Origin of the sequence: Massilia oculi, assembly GCF_017582745.1 — a bacterium.
GTDB lineage: Bacteria > Pseudomonadota > Gammaproteobacteria > Burkholderiales > Burkholderiaceae_D > Telluria > Telluria oculi_A.
In genome coordinates this window covers 69,028-86,262 of record NZ_JAFVIM010000021.1, presented here as the reverse complement: position 1 = coordinate 86,262, position 17,235 = coordinate 69,028, and the positions used below count along the sequence as shown (strand labels likewise).

The following is a 17,235-nucleotide window of genomic DNA, read 5'->3' as shown; positions in this document are numbered from 1 at the left end:
CCTTTTTTCGAGAACGACCATGGACCAGATTCCCGAGCTTCCGAACATCGATCCGGCGCGCCTCGACCTGCCGGCCGCCGAACGGCTCGCTCCCGCGGACGCCATCGACCATCCGCCGCGCATCCTGATGCTGTATGGCTCGCTGCGCGAACGCGCCTTCAGCCGCCTGCTGACCGAAGAAGCGGCGCGCATCCTGCGCCACTTCGGCGCCGACGTGAAGATCTTCGATCCCACCGGGCTGCCGATGGTGGGCAGCGTGCCCGAAACCCATCCGAAGGTGGCCGAGTTGCGCGAGCTGTGCATCTGGTCCGAAGGCCAGGTGTGGTGCAGCCCCGAACGCCATGGCGCCGTCACCTCGGTCTTCAAGAACCAGATCGACTGGATACCGCTGGAGCAGGGTTCGGTGCGGCCGAGCCAGGGCAAGACGCTGGCCGTGATGCAGGTCTGCGGCGGGTCGCAGTCGTTCAACGTCGTCAATACCTTGCGCCTGCTGGGCCGCTGGATGCGCATGTTCACGATTCCGAACCAGTCGTCGGTGCCGATGGCCTACAAGGAATTCGGCAACGACGACCGCATGCGCCCGTCCGCCTACTACGAGCGCGTGGTCGACGTCATGGAGGAACTCTACAAGATCACGCTGCTGATGCGCGGCAGCAGCGCCTACCTGACGGACCGCTACAGCGAACGCAGCGAGCGCGCGAACCGGGCGATCGACCGCCAGATCGCGCAGCTGTAAGCTGCTTCCACGAGCTGCTACCATGAAGCCATGACCGACATCCGCCCCGCCACCAGCCTGGACGCCGCGCGCATCTGCGCCATCTACAACCACTACGTTGGCACCACGACGATCTCGTTCGAGGAAGAGCCGGTCATGGAGCCCGACATGGCCGGGCGCATCGCGGACGTGACGCGCGGCGGCCTGCCGTGGCTGGTGCTGGAAGTCGATGGGGAGATCGCCGGATATGCGTACGCCACCAAGTGGCGCGCCCGGCCGGCCTACCGGCATGCGGTGGAGAGCAGCGTCTATCTCGATCCCGCGCTGGCGGGCCGGGGCCATGGCCGGCGCATCTACGCGCGCCTGCTCGACGAACTGCGCCTGGCCGGCCTGCATACAGTCATTGCCGGCATCGCCCAGCCCAACGAGCGCAGCGTCGCGCTGCACGAACGCCTGGGTTTCCGCAAGGTCGCCCACTTCAGCGAAGTGGGCCTCAAGTTCGGTCGCCGGATCGACGTCGGCTACTGGCAGCTGATGCTCGCGCTTCCATCGGACATCCAGGCTGGCTGACTACCTCACTTCACCGTCAGCAAGGCGCCGCCCATGCCGACGAACAGCGCCGCCGTGCCACGTTTGGCCAGGCGCGCGCTGGCGGCGCTCCCCTTTACGCGGCGCTTCACCCAGGTGGCCCCGGCCACGTAGAACAGGTGCGACAGCAGCGTGCAGGCGGTGAACGCCGACGTGAGCATGAGGAAGCGCGCGACGTCGACGCGGTCCAGCGGCATGAACTGCGGGAAGATGGCGGTGAAGAACAGGATCGCCTTGGGATTGCTCACTGCGACCAGCAAACCGGCGCGGAAGGTGGCCAGGCGGCTCGCCTGCAGGATCGTCGGCGCGCCGTTGGACCCCGACGCCGGGGTGGACTCGCGTGATGCCCGGCGCCAGGTCTGGACCCCGAGATAGATCAGGTAGGCGGCCCCTGCTACCTTGACCAGGCCGAAGGCCAGCGCCGACGTCTTGAGCACCAGGCCGAGGCCGGCCACCGCGCCGGTGGCGACGATGAACACCCCGAGCGCATTGCCGGCGGAACTGTACAGGGCGCGTCCCGCGCCCTGGGTGCTGGCGGTGGTGATCGCCATCAGCACGCCCGGCCCTGGCGTGAAGGCCGCCGCCAGCGAAACGGAAAGAAAAACCAGCCAGGTCGACCAGGTCATGCGCTCACCTCGACGTTTGAGTTTTGCAGTTCAACAATAACAGCGTGTCGAGTATGCCATGGCAGGCGCGCCGCTGCTGTCGCGTCGATAGATAGGGCTGAAATGAAAACAGCCACCTTGCGGTGGCTGTTTTCATGATACTTGGCGGAGAGGGTGGGATTCGCCTACATCCTGCAGGCCGCGGCATCGCGAGTACGCGATGCCCTTCGAATCCCCCACACGTAGGGCGCGCAGGCGCCCTACTCCTCTGTGACGTTCCGGAATGAAAAAAGCCACCTTGCGGTGGCTGTTTTCATGATACTTGGCGGAGAGGGTGGGATTCGAACCCACGGTACGGTCACCCGTACGCCTGATTTCGAGTCAGGTACATTCGACCACTCTGCCACCTCTCCGGCTTTGGTCGATCCTTGCAGTGGGCTGCAAGAGACCGCCATTATAGACACATTCCCGAAAAATGGAAGGGGAAATTGCACCGAAGTGACATCCCCTCCTTCGGCAAGCGATCAGGCAGCCGGCGCCAGGCGCTCCAGCCCGCCCATATACGGACGCAGCACCTCCGGCACGATCACGCTGCCGTCGGCCTGCTGGTAGTTCTCCAGCACCGCCACCAGGGTGCGGCCCACGGCCAGGCCCGAGCCGTTCAGGGTATGCAGCAGTTCCGGCTTGCCGGCGGCGTTGCGGAAGCGCGCCTGCATGCGGCGCGCCTGGAAGGCTTCGCAGTTCGACAGCGACGAAATCTCGCGGTAGGTGTTCTGCGCCGGCAGCCACACCTCGAGGTCATAGGTCTTGGCGGCCGAGAAGCCCATGTCGCCGGTGCACAGCTGCATCACGCGGTATGGCAGGCCGAGCGAGGTCAGGATGAATTCAGCCTGGCCGACCATCTCTTCCAGCGCCGCGTACGACTGCTCCGGATGCACCACCTGGACCAGCTCGACCTTGTCGAACTGGTGCTGGCGGATCATGCCGCGGGTGTCGCGGCCATAGCTGCCGGCTTCGGAACGGAAGCACGGGGTGTGCGCGGTCATCTTGATCGGCAATTCGTCCAGCGCCACGATCTCGTCGCGCACCACATTGGTCAGCGAGACTTCGGAGGTCGGGATCAGGTAGAAGTTCTCGCCCTCGCCTTCCGCGCCGCCCTTTTTCACCGAGAACAGGTCGGCCTCGAACTTCGGCAGCTGGCCGGTGCCGCGCAGCGAATCGGCGTTGACCATGTACGGGGTGTAGCATTCAAGATAGCCGTGCTGGCCGGTGTGGCTGTCAAGCATGAACTGCGCCAGCGCGCGGTGCAGGCGCGCCATGCCGCCCTTCATCATCGAGAAGCGCGAACCGGTGACCTTGGTCGCGGTCTCGAAGTCCAGGCCCAGGCGCTCGCCGATGTCGACGTGGTCGCGCACCTCGAAGTCGAACGCGGCTGGCGTACCGACCTTGCGCACTTCGACGTTGGCGCTTTCGTCCTTGCCTTCCGGGGTGCTCTCGTGCGGCAGGTTGGGCAGCGCGGCGATGAAGCTCGCCAGCTTGGCCTGGACCTCGCCCAGCGCCACTTCGTTGGCCTTGAGCTCGTCGCCCAGCCCGGCCACCTCGGCCATCACGGCCGTCGTGTCTTCGCCTTTGCCCTTCAGCATGCCGATCTGCTTCGACAGCGAATTGCGCTTGCCCTGCAGTTCTTCGGTGCGCGTCTGGATCGCCTTGCGTTCGGCCTCCAGCGCATTGAAACTGGCCACATCGAGCTGGTACTTGCGGGTCGCCAGGCGGGCGGCGACGTTGTCGATGTCTTTGCGGAGAAGTTGGATGTCAATCATGTCTGGTTGGACTGGGCTGTGTATCGAAAACACAATTGTACCAAGCCGACCGACATTATTTGCGAGATTCGGCAACCATGCTGCCGGGGCCTCGTCAAGCTGCCCCTAAAACCGGCTTGCGCCGGTTTTAGCGGACTGCCAGGCGCGGTGCGCTGACGATCACGGTCTGGATGCTGGCCATGTCGATGGCAGGGACGGTCGATGCGGCGATCTCGACCGGACGCTCGTTGGCGGTGGCGAAGCTGGCGACCAGGCCCAGGGCGGCGACGGCGAGGAACAGGGCTTCGAAGTTTTTACGGATGTTCATGATGGCTCCTTCAGGGGTTAGGTTGATTCGCGAATTGCTTTGCGATGGTGGTACTTTAGCCACCAGCCCCTGGAATCGCCATCGACTTGCGACGAAGCGCATGAAACGCGGCGCAGAATGCATCAATGCGGGACCAAGCGCGAGATGCCGGCGCATTGCGCGCCGTTGAAGGAAGAAAGGAAGGAGGAAGAACTGGCGCCGGGCTCGCCGGCGCCATACGCATGCCTACGAACCGTCTCCGTTGGCGCGCGCCTCGTCGTCAAGGCTGCGCAACCACGCCAGCTTCTCCGCGATCTTGCTCTCGATCCCGCGCGGCACCGGCTGGTACCAGCCGGGTTCTGGCATCCCATCCGGCAGATAGGTTTCGCCGGCCGCGTACGCGTTCGGCTCGTCGTGCGCATAACGGTATTCGTGGCCATAGCCCAGCTCTTTCATGAGCTTGGTCGGCGCATTGCGCAAATGCACCGGCACCTCGCGCGACTTGTCCTTGCGCACGAAGGCCATCGCCGCATTGAAGGCGTTGTAGCCGGCATTGCTCTTGGATGCGACCGCCAGATAAACCACGGCCTGGCCCAGCGCCAGCTCGCCTTCGGGCGAACCGAGCCGTTCATAGGTGGCGGCGGCGTCGTTGGCCAACTGGATCGCGCGCGGATCGGCGATGCCGATGTCTTCCCACGCCATGCGCACGATGCGGCGCGACAGGTACTTGGCGTCGGCGCCGCCGTCGAGCATCCGGCAAAGCCAGTACAGGGCGGCGTCGGGGTGCGAGCCGCGCACCGATTTGTGCAGGGCCGATATCTGGTCGTAGAAATTGTCGCCGCCCTTGTCGAAGCGGCGCGCATTGAGCGTCAGCGCGTTCTCGACGAACTCGGCGGTGATGCGATTGGTGCCGGCGGTATTGGCCGAGGTGCTGGTCTGCTCGAGCAGGTTCAGGAAGCGGCGCGCATCGCCGTCGGCATAGCCGACCAGGGTGTCAATTGCCAGCTCGTCGAATTCCAGGTGCTGCAGCGCTTCCTTGCGGGCGCGCGCCAGCAGCTGGCGCATCTCGACGTCGGTCAGGGCCTTCAGCACGTACACCTGCGAGCGCGACAGCAGCGCCGAGTTGACTTCGAACGACGGGTTTTCGGTGGTGGCGCCGATCAGCGTCACCAGGCCGCTTTCCACGAACGGCAGCAAGGCATCCTGCTGCGATTTATTGAAGCGGTGGATCTCGTCGATGAACAGGATCGTGTGCTTGCCGCGGGCCAGGTACTGCTCGGCCTGCTCGATCGCCGCACGGATATCCTTGACACCCGACAACACCGCCGACAGCGCGATGAATTCGCAGTCGAAGGCGTAGGCGGTCAGGCGCGCCAGCGTGGTCTTGCCCACGCCCGGCGGACCCCACAGGATCATCGAATGCGGCTTGCCGGATTTGAAGACCAGGTTCAGCGGCTTGCCGGGGCCCAGCAGGTGGCTCTGGCCAACCACCTCGTCGATGGTGCGCGGACGCAGGGCTTCGGCCAGCGGCGCGGCCGGCTCGGTCTTGAACAGGTCATCCGTGGACATGGATGTGGAAAGGCGAAAGGTTGTGCATGGGCGTAGTGTAGCCGATGCACGACGGGGCCGCGCGGCGCGCGCACCCCGTTAATGGCTTACTGGCTCACGACGTCGGCGCCCTGCGGCACCGTGAACTTGAACTGCTGCGCACCCAGCTGCGGGTTGCGCTGGAAGTTGGTGAAGGTCAGGCGCGAGGTCTGGCCGAAGGTGTCCTTCAATTCCATCGCCATCGGCACGCCACCCTTGAGGCCGATGCTGATCTGCTCGAACGAGGTGTCCTTGGCCTTCGGCGTGGCGTTCAGCCATTCCATGCCGTCGCGCGCGCCGGCTTCGCTCAGCGTGAAGTTTTCTTCCAGCTTGTTGCTGCCGAACAGGATCGCGGCCGGCGAGCTGCCCAAGGCATTGCCGAGCTTGCGGGTAGTGACTTGGTTCAGGTCCTTGTCGTAGATGTACAGGGTTTCGCCGTCCGCCTGCAGCACTTGCTCGTAGGGCTTCTGGTAGGTCCAGATGAACTTGCCCGGGCGCGCGAACACGAAGCTGCCGCTCGAGGCCGGCGTGGCCTTGCCACTCTTCGATTTACCCAGTTGCTGCTGGGTGAATTCGCCCTTGGCCGACTGGGTCGAGGCGACGAAGGACTTGAACTGGTCGAGGGCGGCGGCGCTCGCCATGCCCGAAAAGGCGAAGGCGCTCGCGGCCACCAGCGCGGCAAAACTGAATTTGGTCATTGCTTGCATCCGGAATTCCTTTATTGTTATTCGGCGCTGGCAGTCGGCACCAGGATGTCGCGATTGCCGTTCGACTGCATCGGCGACACCATGCCGTTCTGCTCCATTTGCTCGATCAGGCGGGCGGCCCGGTTGTAGCCGATGCGCAGGTGACGCTGCACCAGCGAAATCGAGGCCTTGCGGTTCTTGAGCACGACCTGCACCGCCTGGTCGTACATGGCGTCGGATTCCCCGCCGCCCTCGCCCGCCACCGCGCCGTCGGCGCCACCTTCTTCCAGGGTGCCGCCTTCGAGGATGCCCTCAATATAATTGGGTTCGCCCTGCTCCTGCAGATGTTTTACAACTCGATGCACTTCGTCGTCCGACACGAAGGCGCCGTGCACGCGGATCGGCAGGCCGGTGCCGGGCGGCATGTACAGCATGTCACCCATGCCCAGCAGGGTCTCGGCGCCCATCTGGTCGAGAATCGTGCGCGAGTCGATTTTCGAAGAAACCTGGAACGCGATGCGGGTCGGGATATTGGCCTTGATCAGGCCGGTGATCACGTCGACCGACGGGCGCTGGGTAGCGAGAATCAAGTGGATGCCGGCCGCGCGCGCCTTCTGGGCGATACGCGCGATCAGCTCTTCCACCTTTTTGCCGACGACCATCATCAGGTCGGCCAGCTCGTCGATGATGATGACGATGGTCGGCAGTTTTTCCAGCGGCTCGGGCGCGTCCGGCGTGATCGAGAACGGGTTCGGAATGTGCTCCTCGCGCTTGGCGGCCTCGAGAATCTTGCCGTTGTAGCCGGCCAGGTTGCGCACGCCGAGTTTACTCATGAGCTTGTAGCGGCGCTCCATCTCGTTGACCGCCCAGTTCAGCGCATGGCCGGCCTGGCGCATATCGGTCACCACCGGCGCCAGCAGGTGCGGAATGCCTTCGTAGACCGACATCTCCAGCATCTTCGGGTCGATCAGGATCAGGCGCACGTCGGCCGGATCGGCTTTATACAGCAGCGACAGGATGGTGGCATTGATGCCGACCGATTTACCCGAACCGGTGGTACCCGCCACCAGCAGGTGCGGCATCTTGGCCAGGTCGGCCACCACCGGCTTGCCGGCGATGTCCTTGCCCAGGGCCACGGTCAGGCTCGAAGCGCTGTCGCCATACACCTTGGAGCCGAGGATCTCGGTCAGGCGCACGATTTGCCGCTTCGGATTCGGCAATTCGAGGGCCATATAGTTCTTGCCGGGGATGGTCTCGACCACACGGATCGAGGTCAGCGACAGCGAACGCGCCAGGTCGCGCGCCAGGTTGACGATCTGGCTGCCCTTGACGCCGGTGGCCGGCTCGATTTCGTAGCGGGTCACGACCGGGCCCGGATAGGCGGCCACGACCTTGGCTTCGACGCCGAAGTCGGACAGCTTCTTCTCGATCAGGCGGCTGGTGAATTCCAGCGTCTCGACCGCCACCGTTTCCTGGGCCGCCGGCGCATCGTCCAGCAGGGCCAGCGGCGGCAGGCCGGATTCGCCATTCAGGTCCTGGAACAGCGGCGACTGGCGTTCCTTCTCGGCGCGCTCGGATTTCGGCACGCTGACCATCTGCGGCTCGATCTTGATGCTTGGCGCCACCGCCTGGGCCGACGCCAGGGGCGCCGAAGCCGGAGCGGCAGCCGGTTTCGGGGCCGGCGGCGCCATCTCCAGCGATGGCTCGGTCTTCACGACCGGGATCGGCTTGTCGGCATGCTTTTCGGTAAACTTGGCGCGCTCGTTGACCACCACTTCGTCGCGCTTGACGGCGGCGGCCTCGCCATGGCGGCGGTCCTCGATGTCTTCCATGCGCAGGCGGAACCAGTCGATGGTGCCGTCGAACACGGCGCCGATGCGCTCGGCCACGTTCAGCCACGACACCTGGAAGAACAGCGAAAAGCCCAGGAAGAACAGCAGCAGCAGGAGCAGGGTCGCGCCGGTCGAGCCGAAGGCGACGTGGCTCGCGTGGCCGATCAGCTGGCCCAGCACCCCGCCCGGGGCGCGCGGCAGCTCGACGTCCCACGACCACATGCGCAGGTATTCCAGGCCGACGCTGCCGGCGAACATCAGGGCGAAGCCGATCCAGCGCACGTACATCTCGCCGTGGTGCGGTTCTTCCACCTTGGTGCCGAGCTTGTCGGTGAGCCGGCGCCAGCCGCGCCAGACCTGGCGCAGGAAGATCACGCCCCACCACCAGGCCGAGAAACCGAAGATGAACAGCAGCAGGTCGGACAGCCAGGCGCCGGCGCGCCCGCCCAGGTTGGCGATGCGCGGCACCACGTTGGCGTGCGACCAGCCGGGATCGAGCTTGCTGTAGCTGATCAGGATCAGGACGAAATACAGGAAGGCGACGGCGCCGGCGATCCAGCGCGCCTCGGACAGCAGGCGCGCGAGGCGGCCCGGCAGCGGACGGCGGGCGGCGGCGCTGGCCTGGGTGCGGGTGTATCCGGAGGTGCTGGCTTGGCTATTCTTGCTCATTACAGGTACTGCGGAAGTAAGTACTATCGACGATCCACCCATTCTAAGCGATATACGGCCGCGTTGCCCCTACGATTCATGCACATCAGCATGATCGACTATAATCGGCGCTCTTCGGACACCCTCAGCCAGAGTCAGGTGGCCCCTTGATTCCTGTCAGGCCGCCCCCAATTGCCGTGTGTCCATATAACAACCACGTGAAGCAAAGAGCGCCGCCATGACTACTACCAAACACGCCAAAGTCCTCATCCTCGGTTCCGGGCCAGCCGGCTACAGCGCCGCGGTGTACGCCGCCCGCGCCAACCTGAAGCCGATGCTGGTGACCGGCGTCGAGCAGGGCGGCCAGCTGATGACCACCACGGACGTCGAGAACTGGCCGGGCGATCCGCTGGGCGTGCAGGGTCCGGAGCTGATGCAGCGCCTGCTGCAGCATGCCGAGCGCTTCAACACCGAGATCGTGTTCGACCACATCCACACGACCTACCTGAACGAAAAACCGATCCGCCTGGTGGGCGACAGCCATACCTTCACCTGCGACGCCCTGATCATCGCCACCGGCGCCTCGGCCCAGTACCTGGGCCTGCCGTCGGAACAGGCCTTCATGGGCCGCGGCGTGTCGGCCTGCGCCACCTGCGACGGCTTCTTCTACCGCAACCAGGAAGTCGCTGTCATCGGCGGCGGCAATACCGCCGTCGAGGAAGCCCTGTACCTGGCCGGCATCGCCTCGAAAGTCACCCTGATCCACCGCCGCGACAAGTTCCGCGCCGAGCCGATCCTGGTCGATCGCCTGATGCACAAAGTCAGCGAAGGCAAGATTGTCCTGGAATTGAACCAGACCCTCGACGAAGTGCTGGGCGACCAGAGCGGCGTCACCTCGCTGCGCCTGAAGTCGGCGCTTGATGGCGCGACCAAGGAACTGAACGTGCACGGCCTGTTCGTGGCAATCGGCCACAAGCCGAACACCGGTATCTTCGAAGGCCAGCTCGAGATGCACAGCGGCGGCTACCTCGTGACCAAGTCGGGCCTGGAAGGCATGGCGACCGCCACCAGCGTGCCGGGCGTGTTCGCCGCCGGCGACGTGCAAGACCACATCTATCGCCAGGCGATCACCAGCTCGGGCACCGGCTGCATGGCCGCGCTCGACGCCCAGCGCTACCTGGAAGCGCTGGAAGACGATCCAAAGTAATCACGGTAAAAAAGGCAGCAGGCGATGGCGGGCATGAAGGATTTCGGCGAGCTGAAAGGCTTGCGCGACCGGCTCAAGGAAGAGGAGCGCGTGCGCGCCATCGAGCAGGCCGAACGCGAGAAGCGCGAACGTATCGCGCGCGAGCGGGCGGTCGAATTCCGCACCTCGATGGAAGGCGTGCACAAGCTGCCCGAATCGGACCGCTACGTCCACCGCCCGGTGTACGTCGCGCCCAACCGCGCGGCGCAAGCGCGTGCGCAACTCTCCCCCGAGGAAGAAACGGCGGACGTGTTGCGCGCCTCGATGTCGGATGAACTGTCCGACCTGTTCGACGTCGAGGGCATGCTCGACGAAGACCCGTCCATGAGCTATGCCCGCGACGGCGTCGGCCCCGACGTCGTGAAAAAGCTGCGCAAGCGCCACTGGCCCATCCAGGACGAACTCGACCTGCATGGCCTGACCCGCGACGGCGCGCGCGACGCCCTCACCGATTTCCTCCATCGCGCCAACCGGCGCGGGGTGCGCTGCGTGCGCATCATCCACGGCATCGGCTACGGTTCGCCCAAAGGTGAACCGGTGCTGCGCAGCATCGTGCACAGCTGGCTGGTGCAAAAAAACGAAGTCATCGCCTTTTGCGCCGCCGGCCGCACCGACGGCGGCCATGGCGCCCTGATCGCCCTGCTGCGCCCCGCCCTGCACGATTGATGTTGCGCGCGTTGGACGCTATGCTCCATCTCGTGTGACAATCGCTCATTTCAAACGGGCAATTCCGCCAGAAATTGTCTGTTAATTGTAGAATGCCTCGTACCCGGACATTTCCGGACTGACCGCAAAGGGGATGTGTGAATTGAACGCGACGCAAGCAGTTCCAATGGAACACGGACGGCAGGTCGACCTGCAATCCTGCGCCGACGAACCGATCCACATCCCGGGCTCCATCCAGCCGCACGGCGCCCTGCTGTTCTTCCAGGAAGACGGCCGGCTCGAAGGATGGAGCATGAACGCGCCGGCAATGCTCGGCATCGCGCCCGCGCTCGGCCTGCCCTATGCCGACCTCGGCCTGCCGGCTGACGCAGTCGACGCCATCGCCGACTGCATCGCCGCGCAGGGCGACGACGACGCCGCGCCGCTGGTGGCCGGCCTGCGCGTCGGCGACGCCGATTATGACTGCGTGGTGCACGCCGAAGCCGGACGCATCGTGGCCGAATTCGAATTGCGCGAGACCTCGAGCGAGGAAGTGTCGCGCTTCGCGATCAAGGCGCACGGCTCGATCGACCGGCTGCGGCGCCAGAAGACCATCGACGCCCTGCTCGCCTCGGCGGTGCAGCAGGTGCGCGAGTTCACCGGCTTCGACCGCGTGATGGCCTACCGTTTCCGCGCCGACGACAGCGGCGACGTGGTGGCCGAGAGCCGGCGCGACGACCTGGTGCCCTATCTCGGACAACGATACCCTGCGGGAGACATCCCGGCCCAGGCGCGCCGCCTGTACACGCTCAACACCCTGCGCATGATCGCCGACATGGACTACGCCGCCGTGCCCCTGTGCGGCGCGCCGGGCGCCAGGCCGCTGGACATGAGCTTCGCGGTGCTGCGCAGCGTCTCGCCGGTGCACGTCGAATACCTCAAGAACATGCAGGTGCGGGCGTCGATGAGCGTGTCGATCGTGATCAACGGCCGCCTGTGGGGCCTGATCGCCTGCCACCACATGGCGCCCAAGCTGGTGCCGCATGCGATCCGCATGGCGGCCGACGTGCTGGCCCAGGTGATGGCCTCGACCATCCACAGCATCGAGTCGCGCGAAGACGCCTCGCTGGCCGAACAGTCGGCGCGCGTGCGCACCGCGCTGGTCGAATCGCTGCTGCTCGACGACGACCCGCTCGACGCACTGGGCGAACACGCGCGGGCGCTGATGACGGCAAGCGGCGCGCAGGCGATGGTGGCGACCCAGCATGGCAAGATCGCCACCCACGGCGACCTGCCGGCCGGCCTGGCCGAGGCAATCGTTGCCTCGCTGCCGGAAAACCAGCACGACCTGGTGACGCGCGAGATGCGCGCCGACTGGCCGGAGGACCTGCGCGAACGGCTGGGCAAGTGGGTCGGCCTGCTGGCCCTGCCCTTCGACCCGCTCGGCCACGGCTGGTGCATCCTGCTGCGCGTCGAGCAGATCGAGACCGTGGCCTGGGGCGGCCGTCCGGACAAGATCGAAGCCATCGGCCCGCTGGGCGCGCGCCTGACGCCGCGCGGCTCGTTCGACGCCTGGCACGAGACGGTCCGCGGCTGCGCCCACCCCTGGGAGCACAGCGTGCTGGCCAATTCCCGCCTGACCCTCGCCGAACTGGTGCGCGCCGTGAACGCGCACCGCTCGCAGACCGAGGCCACCCGCGCCCAGCTGCTGGCGATGCTCGGCCACGACCTGCGCGACCCGCTACACTCGATCAATATGGCCGGCATGGTGCTGGAACGCACCGGCGGCGCCAGCGGCACCGGCAGCAGCCAGCCGACCCTCGGCAAGCGCATCCAGTCCTCCACCAACCGCATGCAGCGCATGATCAGCCAGGTGCTGGACATGAGCCGCATCGACCGCGGCATGGGCCTGGGCGTGACGCTCGAGCCGGTCGACCTGAAGGCCTTGCTGGTCGACCTGATGGACGAGGCGCGCCTGGCTTATCCGTCGATCCCGCTGGACCTGGTGTGCGACGACCCGGCCACCGTGAATGCCGACAGCGGCCGCCTGGCCCAGGTGCTGTCCAACCTGCTAAGCAATGCACGCCACCACGGCGAGCCGGGCCAGCCGATCACGGTCTGCCTGCGCGCGCGCGAGGGCGCAGCCTCGGTGGAGGTATCGAATGCGGGAAAGCCGATCCCGCCGGAGACCGTGGCGACCCTGTTCAATCCCTTCAAGCGCGCCTCGCTGAACAATCCGCGCAACCGCACCGGCATGGGCCTGGGGCTGTACATCGCGCAACAGATCGTGCGCGAGCACAGCGGCGAGATCGCCTACCGCTACGAGAACGAGCGGGTGGTGTTCACCCTGCGCCTGCCGCTGGTCGACGCCTGATCAGCGCCGCACCTGGCTGACCAGCGTCGGCAGCGTCCAGCCGCCGCCAGCGGCGATGCCGCGGCACATTCCGGTCGTGCTCGATGCCGTGTGCACGAAACGCCGGCCGTCCCACACCCATTCGTCGTGGCCCCAGCAGTCGCCGATGCCGCGGCCCTTGTGCGCCGCGCCGATGACGCCCTTGTCGTAGTCGGTGCCCGATTGCGTCACCAGATGCGGGGAGAACGGCGGCTTACGGTTAGCGACCCAATAGCCGTGACCTTCGTTGTAGGCGCCGCGCCAGCAGCGCGCCGAGACCAGCATCGTCATCGACGTGAGCGGCGCATAAGTGAATTTGCTCTCGCCGGTGGCGATCGCCTCGAGGTCGGCGCAATCCTCGTTGCCGGCGGTCTTGCGCAGGGTCGCCAGCAGGATCCGTTCTTCTTCCTTGCCAGGGGGCGCCAGCTCGCCGGCCGCGACCTGCGACGCCGTGACGAGCGGCGCCGGCAGCGCCGGCAACACGTCCCGCTCCGGCCTGCCGCCCTTGCGCATGGCGGCGCCCGGCGTGCCGAGGCGGCCCTGGAATTCATCCATCTTGAGCAGGACCGCCGACGCGCCTTTGCCGGACAAGGTCCAGGTGCGGCCGTTGGCACGCCAATTCACCTTGCCGGCGCCGGACACCGCGCGCAGCAGCGCCTGGGCCTGGGAAGCGTTCAGGCGGCCGATCGACTCCTCGCCTTTCAGCTCCACCGTGCCGAGCACGCGGCCGTCGACCTGCATTGCCAGCGTTGCAGGGAGATCGATGCCGTCATCGGACTCGCCCAGCCGCAGCTTGGCAACGAAGGGCTCGTCCGGGCCAGCCTTGCGTTCCAGGAGAACGGACAGCGGCGGATTGCGGCCGTCCTCCGCGTGGTAGCCGGCGACGCGGCAGGTGCGGGTGTTGTCGCAGGCGAGTTCCCAGTCGTGGTGCTGGAAGGCCAGTTGCGGCAACCCGGTCGCATGCAGTGGAATGGCGTAGTGGGCGGCGGCCAGGGCCGCCATCGGAATCATGGCGAAGCGCATGCGCGGAGGTCTTTCCGTTGTCGTTGGCAGGGGCGCAGATTTACCTTACGTAAGTCTGCAGGCGCATGGTAGTCTAACAACACTTCCCGCTTCCTGCTGCTGCATGACCCTCATCAAGTTCATCGAAATCATGGCGATCCTGGTCGGCGCGTTTTCCGGCTTCATCGAGGCGCGGCGCAAGCGCATGGATCTGGTCGGGGTCTTCACGGTGGCCTTCATCACCGCCTTCGGCGGCGGCACCCTGCGCGATATCCTGCTCGACAAGCGTCCGCTGTTCTGGGTCACCCACCAGGAATACGCGATCGCGATCTTCGTGCTGGCGCTGGTGGCGTCGCCCCTGATCCGCACGCTGCGCCAGATCGTGTCGGAACGCCTGATCGTGGTCGCCGACGCGGTGGGACTGGGCCTGTTCTCGATCGCCGGGACCTCGGCGGCGCTGGCGGCCGAGATGCCGATCTTCATCGCCTCGATGATGGGCGTGATTACCGGGATCTTCGGCGGCGTGCTGCGCGACATCGTCTGCAACGAAGTGCCGATGGTATTTCGTGACGGCAAACCGTATGCGATCTGCGCCTTCCTCGGCAACTGGCTGTTCCTGCTGATGGGTAAATACGGCGTGTCGCACGACTTCGCGCTGTGGTCGAGCTGCCTGTTCATCAGCGGCTTGCGGCTGCTGACGTGGAAGTTCGATATGCGGATGGGACGGTAAAACATGGGGCGGTGAACGCCGCCCCGAATGCCCTTACACCGCGTCCGCGCCGGTCTCGCCAGTACGAATACGAATCACCTGCTCCACGTTCTGCACGAAGATCTTGCCGTCCCCGATCTTGCCAGTGCGCGCGGCCTTGATGATGGCGTCGACCACCTGCTCGGCCATCGGATCGTCCACCACCACCTCGATCTTCACCTTCGGCAGGAAGTCGACCACGTATTCGGCGCCGCGATACAGCTCGGTGTGGCCCTTCTGGCGGCCGAAGCCCTTCACTTCGGTGACGGTCAGGCCGGTCACGTTCACCTCGGCCAGCGCTTCGCGCACTTCGTCGAGCTTGAACGGCTTGATCACGCAGGTAATCTGTTTCATGGTGCAGGTCCTTTCAGATACGGGTTAATCAGGGATGTTGGCCAGGTCGTCCAGCCACACGGTGGCCTCGGAGTCGGACGGCGCGCGCCAGTCGCCGCGCGGCGACAGCGAGCCGCCGTTGCCGACCTTCGGTCCGTTCGGCACGCAGGAACGCTTGAACTGGCTGGTCTTGAAGAATCGGAACAGGAAGATCGACAGGTTACGCTTGATGGCGCCAAGGTCATACTGGTTGCGCGTGCCCAGTTCCTCGGGCCAGCGTCCAAGTTCGCGATCCTGCCAGGCCGAATACGCGAGGAAGGCCGTCTTGCTCGGCTTGTAGCCGTAGCGCAGCGTGTAGAACAGGTTGAAGTCCTGCAGCTCGTAGGGGCCGATCCGGTCCTGTGTGCTTTGCGCCGGCTTGTCGTCGTTTTCGCCTCCAGGCACCAGTTCGGGGCTGATCTCGGTGTCGAGGATGTCGAGCAGCACCTGCGCCTGGCTGCCCACGACGTCGCCGGTCTCGGCCACCCAGCGCACCAGGTAGGAGATCAAGGTCTTGGGCACGCTGGCGTTGACGTTGTAGTGCGACATATGGTCGCCCACGCCGTAGGTGCACCAGCCCAGCGCCAGCTCGGACAGGTCGCCGGTGCCGATCACGATCCCGTTATGGAAGTTCGCCAGGCGGAACAGGTGGTTGGTGCGCTCGCCCGCCTGCACGTTCTCGAAAGTGATGTCGTATTCGGCCTTGCCTTCGACGTAGGGATGGCCGAGGTCCTTCAGCATCTGGATGCAGCTTGGGCGGATGTCGATCTCCTGCGCGCTGCAGCCGACCGCCGCCATCAGGTCGCGCGCCTGCCTGAGCGTGCGGCCGCTGGTCGCGAAGCCCGGCATCGTATAGGCCAGGATGTTAGTGCGCGGCAGGCCGAGGCGGTCCATGGCTTTCGCGCAGACCAGCAGCGCATGGGTCGAATCGAGTCCGCCCGAGACGCCGATCACCACTTTCTGGATGCCGCTCGACGACAGGCGCTGGATCAGGGCCTGCACCTGGATGTTATAGACCTCGGTGCAGCGCTCGTCGCGCCGTGCGCGGTCGGCCGGCACGTAGGGGAAGCGCTCGATCGTCCGTGCCAGCGGCAGGATGCGATCCAAAGGCAGGTCGAGCTCGAAGCCAATCACGCGGAAGTTCGACACCTCGTTCGCGTGACGCCGCACCGACTGGGCGAAGGTGGTCGCCTTCATGCGCTCGGTCGACAGGCGGTCCAGGTCGACGTCCGCATAGATGATGTGCGAATCGTCGGCGAAGCGCTCGGACTCGGCCAGCAGCTCGCCCTTCTCGTAGATCAGCGACTGCCCATCCCAGGCCATGTCGGTGGTCGATTCGCCGCGGCCGGCCGAGGTGTACAGATAGGCCGCCATGCAGCGCGCCGACTGCTGGGCGACCAACTGGTGGCGGTAGCCGCTCTTGCCCACCACGACGTTCGAGGCCGACAGGTTGACCAGCACCGTGGCGCCGGCCATCGCCGCGAACGAGGATGGCGGCACCGGTACCCAGACGTCCTCGCAGATCTCGACGTGGAAGCGCAGCAGCGGCAGGTTGGCGACCTCGAACAGCTGGTTCGGGCCGAACGGCACGAGCGCGCCGAACAGGTCGATCTGGTCGACCGCCGCGCAATCCGCGGGGGTGAACTGCCGGGATTCGTAAAACTCGCCATAATTAGGCAAGAAGCTCTTTGGCACCACGCCTTGCACCTTGCCGCCCGCAACCACCACGCCGCAGTTGAACAGCATGTGGTTGACCCGCAGCGGCATGCCGATGACCATGGCCAGCGGCAGCGCTTTCGATTCCTCGACGATGGCCGCCAGGCCCTCGAGGCAGGCGTCGAGCAGCGCGCGCTGGTGGAACAGGTCGTCGCAGGTATAGGCGGACAGGCCCAGTTCGGGGAATGCGACCAGGGCCGCGCCCTGCCCGGCAGCCTGGCGCGCGAGCAGGATGGTCTGCAGGGCGTTATACGCCGGGTCGGCGATCCGCACGCGCGGGATGGCCACCGCGACGCGGGCGAAATGGTGCGAATAGAGATTGAAGAATGGGCTGTTCATAAAATGAT

At 65.7% G+C, this 17,235-nt stretch carries 15 protein-coding genes and 1 tRNA gene; 6 read left to right on the top strand and 10 right to left on the bottom strand.

What is annotated here, in order from left to right:
- Window positions 1-19: 19 nt before the first annotated feature.
- Window positions 20-736, top strand: a complete 717-nt coding sequence (arsH, locus tag J3U95_RS21325) for an arsenical resistance protein ArsH (protein ID WP_208280657.1) — start codon at window positions 20-22, stop codon at window positions 734-736.
- A 30-nt stretch (window positions 737-766) separates the two neighbouring features.
- Window positions 767-1,285 carry an arsinothricin resistance N-acetyltransferase ArsN1 family B gene (locus J3U95_RS21320; protein ID WP_208280656.1) on the top strand — a complete coding sequence of 173 codons (519 nt, stop codon included), beginning with the start codon at window positions 767-769 and terminating at the stop codon, window positions 1,283-1,285.
- A gap of 5 nt (window positions 1,286-1,290) precedes the next feature.
- Here the strand turns inward: J3U95_RS21320 and J3U95_RS21315 are convergent, their stop codons facing one another.
- From J3U95_RS21315 to J3U95_RS21285, 7 genes are all read right to left on the bottom strand, one after another.
- The gene (locus J3U95_RS21315; protein WP_208280655.1) at window positions 1,291-1,929 is read right to left on the bottom strand and encodes a LysE family translocator; all 639 of its coding nucleotides are present in this window, start codon (window positions 1,927-1,929) and stop codon (window positions 1,291-1,293) included.
- Between the two features lie 302 nt (window positions 1,930-2,231).
- Window positions 2,232-2,321: transfer RNA gene (locus J3U95_RS21310), tRNA-Ser, on the bottom strand.
- A 111-nt stretch (window positions 2,322-2,432) separates the two neighbouring features.
- Complete coding sequence (gene serS / locus J3U95_RS21305) at window positions 2,433-3,728, bottom strand: serine--tRNA ligase (RefSeq protein WP_208280654.1); 1,296 nt, start codon at window positions 3,726-3,728, stop codon at window positions 2,433-2,435.
- A gap of 127 nt (window positions 3,729-3,855) precedes the next feature.
- A complete protein-coding gene (locus tag J3U95_RS21300; RefSeq protein WP_109344119.1) occupies window positions 3,856-4,035 on the bottom strand; it encodes a hypothetical protein in 180 nt (59 codons plus the stop codon).
- A 225-nt stretch (window positions 4,036-4,260) separates the two neighbouring features.
- Window positions 4,261-5,583: a replication-associated recombination protein A gene (locus J3U95_RS21295; protein ID WP_208280653.1), complete on the bottom strand. Its 1,323-nt coding sequence runs from the start codon at window positions 5,581-5,583 to the stop codon at window positions 4,261-4,263.
- Window positions 5,584-5,669: 86 nt separating this feature from the next.
- A complete protein-coding gene (gene lolA, locus J3U95_RS21290; protein WP_370662097.1) occupies window positions 5,670-6,323 on the bottom strand; it encodes an outer membrane lipoprotein chaperone LolA in 654 nt (217 codons plus the stop codon).
- A 2-nt stretch (window positions 6,324-6,325) separates the two neighbouring features.
- Window positions 6,326-8,788 (bottom strand): DNA translocase FtsK, encoded by a 2,463-nt coding sequence (locus J3U95_RS21285; protein WP_208280651.1) that lies wholly within the window; start codon window positions 8,786-8,788, stop codon window positions 6,326-6,328.
- A 217-nt stretch (window positions 8,789-9,005) separates the two neighbouring features.
- Here J3U95_RS21285 and trxB point away from each other — a divergent pair, with 217 nt between their 5' ends.
- The 3 genes from trxB (at window position 9,006) to J3U95_RS21270 (ending at window position 13,032) form a co-directional block, all read left to right on the top strand.
- On the top strand, window positions 9,006-9,974 hold the full coding sequence (gene trxB / locus J3U95_RS21280; RefSeq protein WP_208280650.1) for a thioredoxin-disulfide reductase: 969 nt from the start codon (window positions 9,006-9,008) through the stop codon (window positions 9,972-9,974).
- Window positions 9,975-9,998: 24 nt separating this feature from the next.
- Window positions 9,999-10,679, top strand: coding sequence for a Smr/MutS family protein (locus tag J3U95_RS21275; protein WP_208280649.1), 681 nt, complete (start codon window positions 9,999-10,001; stop codon window positions 10,677-10,679).
- A 166-nt stretch (window positions 10,680-10,845) separates the two neighbouring features.
- On the top strand, window positions 10,846-13,032 hold the full coding sequence (locus J3U95_RS21270; RefSeq protein WP_208280648.1) for an ATP-binding protein: 2,187 nt from the start codon (window positions 10,846-10,848) through the stop codon (window positions 13,030-13,032).
- Here the strand turns inward: J3U95_RS21270 and J3U95_RS21265 are convergent, their stop codons facing one another.
- Window positions 13,033-14,073 carry a DUF1176 domain-containing protein gene (locus J3U95_RS21265; RefSeq protein ID WP_208280647.1) on the bottom strand — a complete coding sequence of 347 codons (1,041 nt, stop codon included), beginning with the start codon at window positions 14,071-14,073 and terminating at the stop codon, window positions 13,033-13,035.
- Between the two features lie 103 nt (window positions 14,074-14,176).
- Here J3U95_RS21265 and J3U95_RS21260 point away from each other — a divergent pair, with 103 nt between their 5' ends.
- On the top strand, window positions 14,177-14,782 hold the full coding sequence (locus J3U95_RS21260) for a trimeric intracellular cation channel family protein (RefSeq protein ID WP_005669569.1): 606 nt from the start codon (window positions 14,177-14,179) through the stop codon (window positions 14,780-14,782).
- A 33-nt stretch (window positions 14,783-14,815) separates the two neighbouring features.
- On the opposite strand, the gene J3U95_RS21255 is transcribed toward J3U95_RS21260, so the two are convergent.
- Together J3U95_RS21255 and J3U95_RS21250 are read right to left on the bottom strand one after the other, a co-directional pair.
- Window positions 14,816-15,154 carry a P-II family nitrogen regulator gene (locus tag J3U95_RS21255; RefSeq protein WP_005669566.1) on the bottom strand — a complete coding sequence of 113 codons (339 nt, stop codon included), beginning with the start codon at window positions 15,152-15,154 and terminating at the stop codon, window positions 14,816-14,818.
- A gap of 24 nt (window positions 15,155-15,178) precedes the next feature.
- Window positions 15,179-17,227, bottom strand: a complete 2,049-nt coding sequence (locus tag J3U95_RS21250; RefSeq protein WP_208280646.1) for an NAD(+) synthase — start codon at window positions 17,225-17,227, stop codon at window positions 15,179-15,181.
- Between the last annotated feature and the right edge of the window lie 8 nt (window positions 17,228-17,235).

What these genes read in the sequence shown, in the direction of transcription:
- arsH (WP_208280657.1), top strand. Translation starts at nt 20, where the DNA reads ATGGACCAGATTCCCGAGCTTCCGAACATCGATCCGGCGCGCCTCGAC.
- J3U95_RS21320 (WP_208280656.1), top strand. Translation starts at nt 767, where the DNA reads ATGACCGACATCCGCCCCGCCACCAGCCTGGACGCCGCGCGCATCTGC.
- J3U95_RS21315 (WP_208280655.1), bottom strand. Translation starts at nt 1,929, where the DNA reads ATGACCTGGTCGACCTGGCTGGTTTTTCTTTCCGTTTCGCTGGCGGCG.
- serS (WP_208280654.1), bottom strand. Translation starts at nt 3,728, where the DNA reads ATGATTGACATCCAACTTCTCCGCAAAGACATCGACAACGTCGCCGCC.
- J3U95_RS21300 (WP_109344119.1), bottom strand. Translation starts at nt 4,035, where the DNA reads ATGAACATCCGTAAAAACTTCGAAGCCCTGTTCCTCGCCGTCGCCGCC.
- J3U95_RS21295 (WP_208280653.1), bottom strand. Translation starts at nt 5,583, where the DNA reads ATGTCCACGGATGACCTGTTCAAGACCGAGCCGGCCGCGCCGCTGGCC.
- J3U95_RS21285 (WP_208280651.1), bottom strand. Translation starts at nt 8,788, where the DNA reads ATGAGCAAGAATAGCCAAGCCAGCACCTCCGGATACACCCGCACCCAG.
- trxB (WP_208280650.1), top strand. Translation starts at nt 9,006, where the DNA reads ATGACTACTACCAAACACGCCAAAGTCCTCATCCTCGGTTCCGGGCCA.
- J3U95_RS21275 (WP_208280649.1), top strand. Translation starts at nt 9,999, where the DNA reads ATGGCGGGCATGAAGGATTTCGGCGAGCTGAAAGGCTTGCGCGACCGG.
- J3U95_RS21270 (WP_208280648.1), top strand. Translation starts at nt 10,846, where the DNA reads ATGGAACACGGACGGCAGGTCGACCTGCAATCCTGCGCCGACGAACCG.
- J3U95_RS21265 (WP_208280647.1), bottom strand. Translation starts at nt 14,073, where the DNA reads ATGCGCTTCGCCATGATTCCGATGGCGGCCCTGGCCGCCGCCCACTAC.
- J3U95_RS21260 (WP_005669569.1), top strand. Translation starts at nt 14,177, where the DNA reads ATGACCCTCATCAAGTTCATCGAAATCATGGCGATCCTGGTCGGCGCG.
- J3U95_RS21255 (WP_005669566.1), bottom strand. Translation starts at nt 15,154, where the DNA reads ATGAAACAGATTACCTGCGTGATCAAGCCGTTCAAGCTCGACGAAGTG.
- J3U95_RS21250 (WP_208280646.1), bottom strand. Translation starts at nt 17,227, where the DNA reads ATGAACAGCCCATTCTTCAATCTCTATTCGCACCATTTCGCCCGCGTC.